This is a genomic window from Candidatus Coxiella mudrowiae (genome assembly GCA_001077715.1).
Classification (GTDB): Bacteria; Pseudomonadota; Gammaproteobacteria; order Coxiellales; family Coxiellaceae; genus Coxiella; species Coxiella mudrowiae.
The window spans coordinates 312,560-328,145 of sequence record CP011126.1; the positions used below are offsets into that span (position 1 = coordinate 312,560).

Here is a 15,586-nt window from a genome sequence, read left to right on the forward strand (position 1 = left end):
GCTTCATGGTTGGTGTAACGACGCCCAGCGAAATAATCATTCGGAACGCTTCTTCAATCGCAATATTGAGATCAATAACGTCTTTCTGAAAAACCAACATTAGAAAGCCCGATGTTGGGTTGGGAGTTGTGGGCACGAAAACTGCTAGGATGTCTTTTCCCTCATAAAGGCATTTCCTTAAAATCGTTAGCGGTCATAAAACCCACGCTCTAGGTGCCTCGACATGGAAATTCGATTAATACCACTTTTCGAAAAGATTGACCTTTTGATTGAACAAAAGCATGGATAACTTGTTTTACTGCCATATAAATACTGCGAACGAGGGGGATACGGGCTAGTATTTTCTCCCACCAGCTAATAAATTGGCGACCAATATAAAGTTAGTAACTAATAAAATCCATCAAAAAAAATAATTATTAAGGTGAAAAAATTAACCCAAAACCTGGGAAGTCATGGCCAAATAATTGGTCAGGTTGCTAACAATGAAGTAGAAGGCGGTAAAGTGCTATCTAGCTGTCTAAAAGATCAACTAGGAAACGAATAACAATAAACGTTATCCAAATGGGTAGCTAAACGAAGTAAGCCTTGTAATTAAGTAACGTCGGATAAATGGTTTTCCTTTCATCTATTCTTCTTTTTTATTTTTTTTAGTCTCTTGTAGCTTTTCTTTGGTATCTTTAATTTTTTCTCTGTCTTTGTTGTTGTCTTTGGTGATTTTGATTTTCCTTTATCGTGAAAATCGGTGACATACCAGCCTGCCCCTTTAAGCTGAAAACCAGTGGGAGAAACCAAACATTTCAAAGTTTGTTCATGACAGGTGGAACATTTAGTCACGAAGGAGTTGGTAATTTTTTGTAATATCTCAGTCCATTCTGCGCAATTTTAACATTGATATTCGTAGATCGGCATAGGATTTTTACCATTTTAGTATGTCTCTATTTTAAATATTTTGAAAGACAATTCTAGCAGAAATAAATGTGGTAGAAACTCCCTAGAGTAGAGATCGTAGGTGCTCCTGAACTTCTTCCAGAGGCTCGTCATCAAAGGCTTTTAGCCGATCCAGACTTTTTTAAATTTTCTTAAACGATTTCGCGTTCGAACTATTCAAGATTAGAGACAACCTGAGTGAAGGAAATAATTCCAAGAGCGATAAACATTAAAAAAATAAGCAAATAATATAAAGGTTGAGATATCTCTGGGTGAAGGGTATCAAAGGTGTAAGAACAAACTTTTTCATCACTTAATTGACATAAAATTTCCAATAATTGGTTCATCGAACCATTAATTACGAAAAATAATTGAGGAAGTGTAAAAGTTCTCATGATGGATATACTGAGAATGAGATATTCCCATATAAATTTTAATAATCTGTGAAAGAGAAGCTAAAATAAAGGATGTTTTTTGATATGTTATTCCATATAAAAAATCCTTCAAATTTTCTCTTTGCTTGGATAAATTTACGTTTAAAGGTCGTATAAGCTTAGCGCCTGACAGACCAAAAGCAAGAATTTCAAGATCCCATAAAGTACCTAATGAATAATTTTCACTGATTCCTAAGTAATGTTCAAGGACATGATTAACCGATAAAATTCCACCAGGTATTTTATATAAGAAAAGAAGGAATTTGAAGTAAATGATTTTTAAAATTCCTTATCATAAATTACAAAATGCTCCTAAATTTTCGTAATTTGATCTTTAATTAATATCAATTCTTCCTCATCGATACCAAATTAGATTTTGAGCACCTGATTATTAACTAAGAAAGGAATGATATACTTTTTTTCCATTTATTAGCAGGGTTTAAATTTCAAAGGAAAGTACTTTCTTGCAAATTTTGATGAATTGGTTAATTTTTTGATTAGGTAATTTCGGTCGGTAACTTAAAGATAGATAATAGTGAGAAAAGTGATCGTTGACCCAAAAAAAACCTAAATAATTGGACTTGAAATACTGTTTCCTACTTAATCGGAAAGACCATATAAGTCTAGAAATTTCATATAAAAATATATTTATGATAAGGTTTTAAATATAGGAAGAAAGAGGAAGAATTTGATAAAAAAAATTAGCTAACCGTTTTCTTTATCCTGAGGGGGTTAGTTTCCAATAGCATAATATTATTAGAATTTTTAATTAATTTTCCAGGTAAACAGAGTATCGCCGGCCGTTCTGCATAAAATACGCTGCGTGATCAAGATGATGTCACTATATATTATATCAGTTTATTATTAATAAATTCTTAAGTGGACTATAAAATAGTTGAGTAATTTTTTTAAGATGTAATTTTTTTCCGATTGGTATTTTTCTATTTAAAAAGAGAGATTAAGACTTTATTAATAAGATGCTTTTAATTCTATTAATTCTATTTTTTTTAAAAAATAATTTAATGATAAAAAAATATTTCTTCCTATTTCTAACATCTTGCCTATGGGAATAAAATAAGAAAAATAAAAAGGTTCTCTACTAATAATTACGATTAGTTTCCTGATTTCATTGTGAGTAAATTATATGAAGTTATTGGTACAAAATTTCAATTTGGAAGTCAATCACTTAAAAATGACATTGATGAAAGAGGTCTAGTAAGAGAGGAGGGAGGTGAAAATTTTAATAATTTTTTTCTTATTTTTCTAACTCTTTTTACTAATTTTCGTTGATTAAAGTAGATTCTAAAAATTCTGTTTGTTATAAATATTTTTTATATTCCGTAGCTGGAGCAATTTTCTTTGGAAAGAATTCTTTCCAAAGATTGTTTCATAAGGTTACAGTTTTCTTTATCTGATTGAAATTCAAGCCATTCGGGTCAAAATTCTACCTTAAAAGATAATGAAAATACTTTTGAAAACATTCGTAAACAATAGCCTACTAGGTTAATTTGTTTATAATCTGATGTATTTATTATTTCTTGGAAGGGAGACAGTGAAACGTATTTTTAGACAATCGCTTGAAAAAAGTTCATTGTATCCTCCTGGCAATAAAGCCTAACCTCCTTCATTATCAATACGTTGGACTCCAAGATTAAGCCAACGTAATTCTAGATCAATCTCTGAAATGTGGTTGGTTGTTATAGTTAAATAAATTCCAAAAATTTATCCATTTTTTTGTTCAAATGGAAAATAAACTTTGGTATACATGTAGGTTTTATTTCTATAAGTTTTTAACAATCCTTTCTCTGATTTATATGGCACTTGGTTTTCTTCTAAATGCTTTAAAATTTGATTTTCTAGGGCATCAAAAGTTTTCATTAGTTCAGGGTCTAAATAAAGAACATAGTCATTGTCAGAGCTTTTCGAATGAGTAAATCTTCGGGTAAAGAGACGAGATCCAACTTCGGCTATTTTGGGGTTCCCTATATCTTCAAATGAGGGAAAAATCTCTTTGTGCCTAGCATATTCATCTTAAAAATTTAATTCATTTAGCATATGAAATTGACAGATTTTTCTAGATAACTCCTAATTTGATAATTCTATTTCTAAAAAAAGTAATTAGAGCACAACTCCATTGGTATGTTAAATGATTCCAATACTCTTCCTAAAGCTCACTGCCTTAGATTAAAACTTATTTTTTTTTAAAATTTAAATTTAAATTTTCGACTTATTAAAATTACATTTTAATAATGCTACTTTTTCAAAAAAAAATATTATCTTCAAATCTATAAATACTATCTGGAAAAAATTAATATTCAGAAGATTACGATCAAAATTAAATAAAAATTTTAATAATCGTAAAAATTTTCTTGTTCTTTTTTCTTTGAATGTGTAGGAATTTTACTAGATCTGGAGTTCATGGAAGTAACTCCTTTCTTATCTTTTAATTTTTTTATATTTTTTATTTCTTTTTTTATTTTAATCTTCTTCAAGAAGTAATTATGTTTTTGTATAATAATTAAAATGGCTTTTTCTTTTAGGAGTTATTCTTTCTTTCTGGAAAAATCAGAATTATAATATTTGTATATCGCTAAATTAAATTATTCTAAAATTACTCTTTCTAAATCAGTTTGGGTGAACCAAATTCCTATTACTGCTTTTCTTGAAATTTGATTTCTATTTAATGGATACTCCATTAGCTTATCAAAAATCTCCTTTAAATAGCTTCCTAATATAGTCAAATGAGCTAAGAGAATATTTTTCAAATTGTAAAGCGAAGGAATAAGCTGAGAAAATATATAATTCATAGCTTGAGTCAGGTTATATTTCCTATGATTTGACTTGGTAAGAATATTGAAAATCTATAAATAGAGATTATATCTGCGTAATTCACAGTAGGTATTAAAGCGCGTCAGTCCATTAATGGAAGAAAGGAGAGTTAGGTAATTAATAAAAAATCCTTTTAATTTCTCTAAAGAATTTTTTTAAGGATAAATAATTTTCTTGAGATATTAATTGATCAAAGAAAATAATAATTTCTAAATAAGAATTGAGTAGTTTAGCTTTATAATTGGAGTATGGTTTCGTGTGATAAATATTGCCAAGGTAGACTTCATTACAGGGATATAATTTAGTTTTCTTTAGAAAATTCAAACATTAAATAAAGAGCATGAATAGAACTATATTTTTTTAGGAGTTGGAACTTCTGAAACTCCAATTTTTTTAAATTTTTGATGATAATTCCATTTATTAGATTTAGACGCTGAGATTCTAGGAGATTATTTACAGATTTTATGAAAAGAAGAGTCGGCATTTTTAAAAATTTCAACTTTCCAAGATGATGCGAGATTCAAAAAAAGCTAGTATTTTTTAAAATATTAAAAATAGATAGAGTTTTAGATTGGATTAAACAGACTTGATATTCATCTTTCGGAAGTTCATTTATTAGTTAAAAAGCTAATTCAAAGTTTTTAAAATGGAGGGCTTTTATAAAAGTAGGGTAAGTTCCAGGCCAATAGCCAATATAAGTAAGGATTTTTCTTTTGCTTTTCTTACAACCTTCCTTTAACGGCATTATAAAATTCCCAAGAACTATAATGGAAAGTTTCCGTAATTATGTTAAGATAGATGTTGGAAGTTTTTATTTTAACTTTCTGACGAAAAAATAAGGCGGATGAAAGATTATCTAATAGTTAGAAAATAGGTTTGAATTACGTAAACAGATCACCCAATAAATAAAAGGATCAGCCCATTTTCTGTGGTAATTATTTAATCAATGCAATAAGTAACTGCTTGCAATTTGGACGATGTTAAGTTTTTAAGTGCGATTCTTGTGAATCGAGTGATATGCTTTTTATTTGCCAGACCCACTTTCATAGTTCAGATTTACGCAATAAGTAGGAATTTTTCATATTTTCATAATCTAATCTATAGATAAATTTTGTAAAAATCTTTCAGGATTTTTTTTGTAATTTATTTAATTCAAGTTTTATTATTTCTGGTGTTATGTCGAAATTTTTTAATAGAAAAAAATAGATAATCCCATACTTTCATTGTAAATTTTAAAAAAATCAAATTATTATACCCCAATTTTTTTAACTTTAGGTATACGAGTATACGGAATAAAGATTAAGAAATATTAAAATAATTTTGTCTCTACGCGTGATAAAATAAAAATATCTATTTTGTTTTTATTCGCGGCCGCACAATTTCGACGTCCCGCGGACAAGCCGTGGAAGGATAAAATAGCTCGTTTTTTTTAAAATAAATTATTTCAATTTGATAAAACCAAAACAGGCTGCAGAGGCAACCTGTTTTAAACGTGAGTGGTTTTCTAAAGTTTTTTTATTCATCCCATCTTAGCGTACCGCCAGCTTGGTATTCAATCACGCGAGTTTCAAAAAAGTTCTTTTCTTTTTTAAGATCCATCATTTCACTCATCCAAGGAAAAGTATTTTTAGAGCCAGGAAATTGTTCGGATAAGCCAATTTGAGAAAAACGACGGTTAGCAATGTATTGTAGATAGTCTTTAAACATTTCGGCGTTTAATCCCAAGATGCCTCGTGGTATGGTGTCTTTAGCGTACTGATATTCAAGATCTACTCCCTCTAGAATTATTTTAGTGACTTCTTCTTGAAAATTTTTCGTCCATAAATGAGGATTCTCGATCTTAATTTGATTAATCACATCAATACCAAAATTTACATGCATTGATTCATCGCGCAAAATATATTGAAATTGCTCTGAAGTACCAGTCATTTTACCGCGTCGCCCCATGGCAAGAATTTGAGTAAAACCTACATAAAAGAAAAGTCCTTCAAAAACTACATAAAATGCAATTAAATCTCGCAATAAACGCTGATCAGCTTCTGGAGTTCCAGTTTTAAAAGCAGGATCTGCAAGACTTTGAGTGAAAGGCAGTGCCCACGCAGCTTTTTTAGCCACTGCGGGCAATTCCCGATACATATTAAAAACTTCCGCCTCATCTAATCCTAGACTTTCAATGATGTGTTGATAAGCATGTGTATGTAAGGCTTCTTCGAATGCTTGACGCAATATATATTGGCGACATTCAGGATTGGTGATATGCCGGTATATTGCCAATACCAAATTATTGGCTACTAAAGAATCCGCCGTTGAGAAGAAACCAAGACTTCGCTTCACAATCATTCGTTCGTCCGCGGTTAGCCCATGAGGATCTTTCCATAAGGCAATATCTGCCGTCATATTAATCTCATTAGGCATCCAATGGTTGGCACAGCCGGATAAATATTTTTGCCATGCCCACTTGTACTTGAAGGGAACTAATTGATTAAGATCAGCGTGGCAATTAATAATTTTTTTATCGTCAACTTGGATCCGTGAAGCTCCCATTTCAAGCTGTTCTAATCCTGTTGCCCCACTATGAGGGGTGCTGCTCCCTGATTCCCCGCCACCCTCTTCATCTTCCAGGTTGGAGTTGTCCTCTAAAGTGGCTACTCGTTTATTCTCAACAGGTTTTTCTGAAGTATCGCTCAAGGGGTTCGGATCATGATAATCGCCCCAATTGAGTAGGTTGCTGGTTTCTTGGTAGTTTGACATCTTTCTTCTCCTTCTTAGCTTCGGATAGATACAGCCATTCTTGGAAAACGGGAATTGGGGGTGCCAGCATTGTCATTCTTTCCCACGAATTCCCGCTCTCGTAAAAATAACTGCTTGAGATTGACTTTTCATTGACAGGCCTCGCAATCGGTGTTATCGATTGAGCAGGCATTCGGAGCAGTTTGATCTGTGACCGCATTTAGTGTTGCATCATGAATAGTCGCCTTTTCCGTTCCGGTCGCTCCCATGCTGCGTAGATAATAGGTTGTTTTCAATCCCCGCATCCAGGCCATACGATAAAGAACATCGAGTTTTTTACCCGACGGTTCTGCCATATATAAGTTAAGTGATTGTGCTTGATCAATCCATTTTTGTCGCCGCGATGCTGTTTCAACTAGCCATTGCGGTTCCACTTCAAACGCCGTCGCATATAACTTCTTAAGTTCTAAAGGAATCCGATCTATTTTTTGCACACTACCATTATAATATTTGAGGTCATGCACCATAACGTTATCCCATAAATGGCGACTTTTAAGTTCTTTGACCAAATAGGGATTTATGACCGTAAACTCGCCCGACAAATTCGATTTAACAAATAAGTTCTGATAAGTGGGCTCAATGGATTGAGAAATTCCACAAATATTGGAAATCGTTGCTGTAGGTGCAATTGCCATAACATTGGAATTGCGCATTCCATAAGTTTTGACTTCCTGACGTAATTGATCCCAATTTAACGTCTGATGAGTATTTTGTTCCAAATATTTTCCGCGATTCTTCTTCAACAATTGAATAGAGTCGATTGGTAAAATGCCCTGACTCCACAAGGAGCCTACGAAAGTTTCATAGGTGCCGCGTTCCTTAGCTAATTCTATCGAGCCTTGGATAGCATAATAGCTAATTATTTCCATGCTTTGATCTGCAAATTGTACGGCTGCTTCAGAAGTATAAGGAATCTTTTGTATGTACAAGGCATCTTGGAAGCCCATCAAACCCAGGCCGATGGGTCTATGTTTAAGGTTAGAATTACGCGCTTGTGGCACGCTGTAGTAATTAATATCGATGACATTATCCAACATCCTAATTGCCGTTTTAATAGTGCGAGCCAATTTCTCAACGTCTAATTTCCCTTCTTTCATATGATTGACGAGATTAATACTGCCCAAGTTACAAACAGCAATTTCATCTATCGAGGTATTCAAAGTTATTTCTGTACATAAATTGGAACTATGAATGACGCCGACATGTTGTTGGGGCGAGCGTAAATTGCAGGCATCTTTGAACGTCACCCAAGGATGGCCGGTTTCAAAAAGCATACTAAGAATCTTGCGCCACAATGAAACAGCGGAAATGTTTTTCGCACGAATTTCACCTCGACGAGCTTTTTCTTCATATTCGACATACGTCTTTTCAAAAGATTCACCAAATTTATCATGTAGGTTCGGCACCTCATCGGGGGAAAACAAAGTCCAAGACTCATTTTCAAAGACTCGCTTCATAAATAAATCTGGAATCCAATTGGCTGTATTCATGTCGTGAGTTCGGCGACGGTCATCACCTGTGTTTTTGCGTAAGTCCAAAAACTCTTCAATATCCATATGCCAGGTTTCTAAATAAGCACAAACAGCACCTTTGCGTTTTCCTCCTTGATTCACGGCAATAGCAGTAGCGTCAGCCACGTTTAAAAAAGGAATAACTCCCAATGATTTTCCGTTAGTGCCTTTGATATAAGCGCCCATTGCGCGTACTGGGGTCCAATCATTACCTAAACCGCCGGCATATTTAGATAATAAAGCGTTATCTTTAAGAGCGCCGTAAATACCTTCTAAGCTGTCGGGTACGGTAGTTAAAAAACAGCTAGAAAGTTGAGGGAAGAGCGTGCCTGAATTAAATAATGTCGGTGTTGAAGTCATAAAATCAAAAGAGGAAAGAACATTATAGAATTCAATTGCCCGTTCGGTGCGGTCTTTTCCTTCCGATTGAGCTAATCCCATTGCTACACGCATAAAGAAAACTTGAGGTAGTTCGATACGTACTTGATGATGATGAATTAGATAACGATCATACAGCGTTTGCAAACTCAAATAGGTGAATTGCTGATCGCATTCAGGCTTTAAAACTTGGCCCAAGCGATTTAAATCGAAGTTATTTAGATTGGGATCTAAATGCTCTGTCTCGATTCCTTTTTGAATAAATTTTTTAAAGGCTTTAGGATAATAGTGGGCAATTTCTTCATGAATTAAATCATGAGCCATGTTTAAACCATTTAGCGCTTCGCTATAGAGATCGTGTAAGAGCAATCGTGCAGTGACATAGGTGTAATTCGGTTCATTTTCTACAAGCGTCCGCGCGGTCATCACTAACGCTTTATAAATGTCTTTCAAAGCAACGCCATCAAATAGATTATCCTTTGTTTCCTCTAAAATTTTGTTGGCATCTACGTCTTCTAGATCACTGCAAGCTAAATGGACGATGCGAGTTAGCCACATATCGTCCAGAGAAACTTTGGCACCATCGTCGAGTGTTACGCGAATACCACTTTCTAGAGGGGGTGTTTTTTGTTCTTCTCGTTGTTTGCGACGTTCTTCTCGGTATAAGACGTAGGCACGGGCTACTTTATGTAGCCCCGCATACATCAGTGCGAGCTCTACTTTGTCTTGAATTGTCTCAATATGGATAGTACCCCCAGATGGCCAACGCTTTTGGAATATGGCGGTAATCTGCTCAGTAAGTCGGGTAACGATTTCTTGAACTCGATTGGAATCTTGAGCCAATTCTCCTTCTACAGCCAAGAAGGCTTTTTTCATTGCGATAGCAACACGACTGACATCGTATTTCACGACCCGCCCATCGCGCTTAATTACGTGTAATTGACCAGGCTGAACAGCGTTTAATGGAATGGTAGATTGAGAATCAAGAGCCGGTTGGTTGTTTTTGTTTGTGTTTATTTCCATGAAATCTCCTGGCCAATAAAAAATAGGGTTTGTATACAGGTTAATATTGATTGGGAATAAATTTTTTGATCTCTGGCTTGGCAGCTCACCGAATTGGTTCATTCCCTTGAACCCACAATATATGAGTATTTTCTTCCTTAATTATATGCAGAATAATGTGTTTTAGTGTGAATTGCAAGTAGAGTAACGTGGGGAAAGCTGTGGATAAAATACAGAACTCAAAATAGTTGGTTGCGGCTTAGAAGTGGAGGAGGTGCTATTTATAAATTTTTCTTGCAAAAAAAGTTATGGAAAGTCGTTAGCAAGGAAACAATGAGTTAAGATGGTGTAGTGGACCAACCAGTTATTGACAAACGTGGATTTCGATTGAGTGTTGGAATGGTTCTGGTAAACCAGCAGGGGAAAGTATTTTGGGGTCGCCGGGTAGGAGATTTAAATGCCTGGCAATTTCCTCAAGGAGGTCTTTTACCTAAATGAAACGCTGTATGAAGCGATGGTCCGAGAGCTGAAGGAAGAAATAGGTTTGACGGTTAGCGAGATTTTTTACGTGGCTGAAACCCGGAGTTGGTATCGCTACCGGTTATCCGAACGATTTCGTCGTTATGAAAATGGCAGGGCTTATTGGCCAGCGGCAAAAAATGGTTTTTGTTGTGTTTGGTAGGCGATGATGACTCCATATCTCTGATTCATTTATCGCAACCAGAATTTGACCAGTGGTGTTGGGTGGAATATTGGTACCCCGTTAATCACGTGGTGAAATTTAAACGCGCGATTTATCGTAGCGTTTTGAAAGAATTTTTCGAGTTTGTTCAACCATGATGTTAAAAATTCTTGGCCAGATTACTCAAGAAGTAAATGCTGCTCCGAATTTGGAAGAAGCCTTGACGCTTGTGGTTAAACGATTGTGTGAAGATTTACCCGCTGATGCTTGTAGTATTTTTATTTGTGATGATGTGCACGGAGAGTACGTTTTAATGGCCACCCAAGGGTTAAACAGAAAACAAGTTAGCAAAGCACGTCTCAAATTTGGGGAAGGATTAATTGGGTTAATTGGCGAGCGGGAAGAACCTATTAATTTGGCGGATGCGCCTCTTCATCCCAGTTTTAAGCGCTGCCCTGAATTAAGTGAGGACGAATATCATGGTTTTTTAGGAATTCCCATTATTGAACAAGGCGAATTGCTGGGTTTATTAATGGTCCAGCAGCGGGAGAATCGCCCTTTTGCTAAAGAAGAAGAAGCTTTCTGCGTCACTGTGGCAGTTCACTTAGCCGCTGAAATTGCTCATGCTCGCGCTAAAAGAGCATTGGAGGAATTAGGAGCTCAAAAACGGCGTCGGAAAAAAACAGAAACAGTTTTATTTGGTATACCAGGCTCTTCAGGCGTGGCTATTGGAACCGCTATGGTTGTATACCCGCCAGCAGATTTGGACGCGGTTCCTGATCAAGAAATTACAGATATCGAAATAGAAATTTCTGATTTTGAAACCGCTCTTGCTGCAGCGCGTGATGAAATCCACCGCCTACAAGTGCGAGCCAAAAATTCTCTCAGTGTAGCAGAAAATGCGCTATTCGATGCTTATCTTCGATTGCTTGATAGTCGAACTTTCATTAATGAAGTTATTGCTGAAATTAAAGGAGGACAATGGGCACAAGGGGCCTTAAAACGCGTTATTAAAAAACACGTGCTTCATTTTGAATCTTTGGAGGATCCTTATTTACGAGAACGGGCTGCTGATTTTCGAGATTTGGGGCGCCGCGTTCTGGGTCATTTACAATTTAGCGAACAAGAAGAATTGGAATATCCAAAAAATACCATCTTGGTGAGCGATGAAGTGACACCAACCTCTCTGATGGAAGTTCCTCGTGATCGTTTAAAAGGTGTGATATCTGGGACGGGATCGAATAACTCTCATGTTGCTATTTTAGCGCGTGCCTTCGGACTTCCAGCTGTGATGGGGGTGCGTGGAACTCCGCTTTTTAAATTATCTTCACAAGAACTTATTGTGGATGGTTATAATGGTCAAATTTATTTGTCTCCCTCGGCTGAGATTAAAAAAGAATTCAAAGCACTGGCTCAAGAAGAGCATCAACTCGATGAAGAATTAAAAGCATTGCGTGACTTACCTGCCGAAACAATCGATGGTCATGCGTTAGCGCTTTACGTTAATACAGGTTTGGCTATCGAGGGAGGGCTTTCGCTAAGCGTGGGTGCTGAAGGAGTGGGATTATATCGTACCGAAATGCCCTTTATGATTCGCGATCGATTTCCCAGCGAAGAAGAACAACGTATTATGTATCGGCAATTGTTAAATACGTTTGCTCCTCGTCCAGTCATCATGCGCACATTAGACATTGGGGGCGACAAAACCTTACCTTATTTCACTGTGGAAGAAGACAATCCTTTTCTTGGATGGCGAGGTATTCGAGTCACCTTGGATCATCCGGAAATTTTCTTACAACAAGTTCGTGCTATGTTGCACGCTAGCGAGGGGTTAAATAATTTATCCTTATTATTGCCGATGATTACTTCCGTAAGGGAAGTAGAAACGGCTATTCGTATGATAAATCAAGCGCACGAAGAATTAATTGAAGAAAATGTGAAAATTGAATTGCCGTCAATTGGATTAATGATGGAGGTACCAGCAACGGTTTACCAAGCTTATGAATTAGCAAAACGAGTAGATTTTCTCTCTGTTGGAAGTAATGATTTAATTCAATATTTATTAGCCGTCGATCGTAATAATCCGCGGGTAGCAAATCTTTACGATAGCCTACATCCCGCCGTTTTGCAAGCTCTAAAAATTGTCGTAAAAGCAGGGCATAAAGCAGGAAAGCCAGTTAGTATTTGTGGAGAAATGGCAGGTGATCCTCTGGCCGTAGTTTTATTGTTGGCAATGGGATTTGATATGTTGAGTATGAACGCTCGAATATTACCGCGCGTGAAATGGGTTATTCGTAATTTCTCATTAGAGAAAACCAAAGAATTATTAGAAGAAGTTTTAAAAATGGATGATCCCAAAGATATTCGTCTTCATATGGAAAATACTCTGGAAGAAGCAGGTTTGGGGGGGCTAATTCGTGCGGGAAGGTAAAAAATACTGAGTTTTCTCAGATTATTTCTGTTTGAATTCCCTGCAATAAGTCATAGGCTTGAGGAGTTTATAATGCTTCATTATCCAAATATTAATCCAATAGCCTTTAAACTAGGGTGGATTAAAGTGCATTGGTATGGACTCATGTATTTAGTGGGATTTGTATCTGCTTGGGGGTTAGCCTTATATCGTGCTCGTCAACCCCAGAGAGGGTGGAATCCGGCGCAAGTTGGCGATTTAATTTTTTACAGTGCGTTGGGGGTAATTATTGGTGGCCGGTTAGGGTACATGATTTTTTATGATTTTTTTAATTTTATTGCTAACCCGTTGACTATTTTTGAAGTATGGCATGGAGGTATGTCGTTTCATGGTGGTCTTATTGGAGTGGGAATAGCTATGTGGCTTTTCAGCCGTCGAACTAAAAAGCAATGGATGTATGTAACCGATTTTTCTGTACCTTTAGTGCCCTTAGGTTTAGCAGCAGGAAGAATCGGGAATTTCATCAACGGTGAATTATGGGGACGGGTCACAACAGCGCCTTGGGGAATGCTCTTCCCCAATGTGGGGCCTTTCCTACGTCATCCCTCACAGCTCTATGAATTCTTTTTAGAAGGAATTTTGCTCTTTATTATTATATGGTGGTTTTCTGATAAACTTCGACCGCGATTTGCGGTAACATCCTTATTCTTACTATTTTATGGATTATTTCGCTTCACGGTGGAATTTTTTCGTCAGCCCGATCCGCAATTGGGATATATTGCATTTGGGTGTTTGACTATGGGACAACTTCTATCGTTACCAATGATTATCGGCGGCGGGTTAGGTTTGTGGTGGGCATATCGGCACAGGGAACATTGAAATGATTAAACAATTCGTTAATTCGTTCTTATTATATTACTTTCATTTTGGCGGCGATATTTTTTAGAACTGAACTGAGGCATATTACTGAACTGAGGCATATTTTAGATGGATTAATTTATGTTTACAATTATATTACGCGAATGCTTGATATGATCTTTTCCGATGATGCAGCGGGAAGGCTGATTCAAAATATGATAGCCCTCTTAATTATTCCACTGCTGGCTAGCTTTATCATTGCGAGTGTATTTTGGTTGATTAAACGTGTGGCTATGCCGCATATTATGCCCGTTATATATGGGTACTTTGGTTAATCTTGCTAACAACCATGGTAGCGCAAATGCATATGATGCCATTGGCGAAGCAAGCTTCGGCAAAAAAAAATCTCGTAGTGATAGGATGATGAAACAATACCTCGAGTTTTTAAATTTCATTCTGGAACACGGTATTAGTAAGAAAAATCGAACTGGCGTTAGTACACGTAGTATTTTTAGCTACGAAATGCGGTTTGATTTGCAGCAAAGATTCCCTTTAATCACGACAAAGAAAATCCATCTAAAAAGCGTTATTTATGAATTGTTATGGTTTTTAAAAGGCGATACTAATATTCAATATTTAAATGATAATGGCGTTACTATATGGGATGAATGGGCAGATGAAAATGGGGAATTAGGGCCTATTTATGGAAAGCAATGGCGTCATTGGCAGTGTGTTGATGGGCGGATCATCGATCAAATGGAACGACTCCTTGATACTATAAAAACTAATCCTGATTCACGAAGATTGATTGTTAGTGCTTGGAACGTAGGGGAATTAGATCAAATGGCCTTGCCGCCATGTCATTTGCTTTTTCAATTTTACATAGTTGATAGCACGATTTCCTGTAAATTGACCCAACGGTCAGCAGATGCTTTTTTAGGGGTACCTTTTAATATCGCTTCTTATTCGTTATTAACGCATATGGTGGCTGAGCAATTTGATTTAAAAGTAGGAGAATTTATTTGGTCGGGAGGCGATTGTCACATTTACAATAATCACTTGGACCAAGTTCGTGAACAATTATCGCGTTCCCCTCGTGAATTACCGCAATTAAAAATCAGACGAAAACCGGCATCGTTGTACAATTACGATTTCGCTGACTTTGAAATTATTAATTACAATCCTCACCCGGCTATTAAAGCGCCGGTGGCGGTCTAGTTTTTTTTGACGCAGTTATTTTTCCAAAAACTATTGCATAGGTTTCAAATTCATCCATTAACTTCATTATAACGAACGGACCCTTAATTCGGGCTCGTGATCTACTTCCATTCCCATTTTCTTCATCCACTTTATTATTTTCATTTTCTTGAGCAGCCTCCAGATTTAGTAGCAGAGTTATCAGCTGCTGGAAAGTTTGGTGGTGCAAAAAAATCTATTTCGGAGTCTTTCTAATCTCTGATCAAATGCCTCCACTGTTCTCATAAGGAGAAAGAGCAAAGGCATTGATAAAAAAACTATTATGGTACTAATTAGCTTCAATTCATCACCACTGCAGATTAAGTGGCTTATAAGAAGTAGCGAAAAACTAAATAGCAGAAACAGTTTTTTTCTCGCCGGAAGACTTTCTTGAAGAATCGCGCATTTAAAAATTTTTCCTCTTTGATTTAATTTTTCCATTGGATAACAAAATACAGAAATCCTAATAGAAACTTAATAAAGAAAAAAATCATAAAAAATCATAGGACGCATTTAGAACGAATTGAAA

Annotated in this window: 9 protein-coding genes; 5 read left to right on the forward strand and 4 right to left on the reverse strand. The window is 36.0% G+C overall.

Annotated elements, in window-relative coordinates:
- Positions 1-209: 209 nt before the first annotated feature.
- The 4 genes from CleRt_RS11335 to CleRt_RS01545 all read right to left on the reverse strand — a co-directional run bounded on the left by CleRt_RS11335 (position 210) and on the right by CleRt_RS01545 (position 9,892).
- Positions 210-374, reverse strand: a complete 165-nt coding sequence (locus tag CleRt_RS11335) for a DUF502 domain-containing protein (RefSeq protein WP_306686894.1) — start codon at positions 372-374, stop codon at positions 210-212.
- A gap of 726 nt (positions 375-1,100) precedes the next feature.
- A complete protein-coding gene (locus tag CleRt_RS01525) occupies positions 1,101-1,322 on the reverse strand; it encodes a hypothetical protein (protein ID WP_048874932.1) in 222 nt (73 codons plus the stop codon).
- Between the two features lie 4,383 nt (positions 1,323-5,705).
- Positions 5,706-6,941 (reverse strand): ribonucleotide-diphosphate reductase subunit beta, encoded by a 1,236-nt coding sequence (locus CleRt_RS01540; RefSeq protein ID WP_082160399.1) that lies wholly within the window; start codon positions 6,939-6,941, stop codon positions 5,706-5,708.
- Positions 6,942-7,069: 128 nt separating this feature from the next.
- Positions 7,070-9,892, reverse strand: a complete 2,823-nt coding sequence (locus CleRt_RS01545) for a ribonucleoside-diphosphate reductase subunit alpha (RefSeq protein ID WP_048874935.1) — start codon at positions 9,890-9,892, stop codon at positions 7,070-7,072.
- A 330-nt stretch (positions 9,893-10,222) separates the two neighbouring features.
- Here CleRt_RS01545 and CleRt_RS13870 point away from each other — a divergent pair, with 330 nt between their 5' ends.
- From CleRt_RS13870 to CleRt_RS01570, 5 genes are all read left to right on the forward strand, one after another.
- Positions 10,223-10,369: an NUDIX hydrolase gene (locus CleRt_RS13870; protein WP_371440245.1), complete on the forward strand. Its 147-nt coding sequence runs from the start codon at positions 10,223-10,225 to the stop codon at positions 10,367-10,369.
- Between the two features lie 16 nt (positions 10,370-10,385).
- Positions 10,386-10,553 (forward strand): NUDIX hydrolase, encoded by a 168-nt coding sequence (locus CleRt_RS13875; RefSeq protein WP_371440246.1) that lies wholly within the window; start codon positions 10,386-10,388, stop codon positions 10,551-10,553.
- 157 nt (positions 10,554-10,710) lie between these two features.
- Complete coding sequence (gene ptsP, locus CleRt_RS01555) at positions 10,711-12,984, forward strand: phosphoenolpyruvate--protein phosphotransferase (protein WP_048874936.1); 2,274 nt, start codon at positions 10,711-10,713, stop codon at positions 12,982-12,984.
- 72 nt (positions 12,985-13,056) lie between these two features.
- The gene (lgt, locus tag CleRt_RS01560) at positions 13,057-13,842 is read left to right on the forward strand and encodes a prolipoprotein diacylglyceryl transferase (protein WP_048874937.1); all 786 of its coding nucleotides are present in this window, start codon (positions 13,057-13,059) and stop codon (positions 13,840-13,842) included.
- 402 nt (positions 13,843-14,244) lie between these two features.
- Positions 14,245-15,039 carry a thymidylate synthase gene (locus CleRt_RS01570; protein WP_048875757.1) on the forward strand — a complete coding sequence of 265 codons (795 nt, stop codon included), beginning with the start codon at positions 14,245-14,247 and terminating at the stop codon, positions 15,037-15,039.
- Positions 15,040-15,586: the final 547 nt, after the last annotated feature.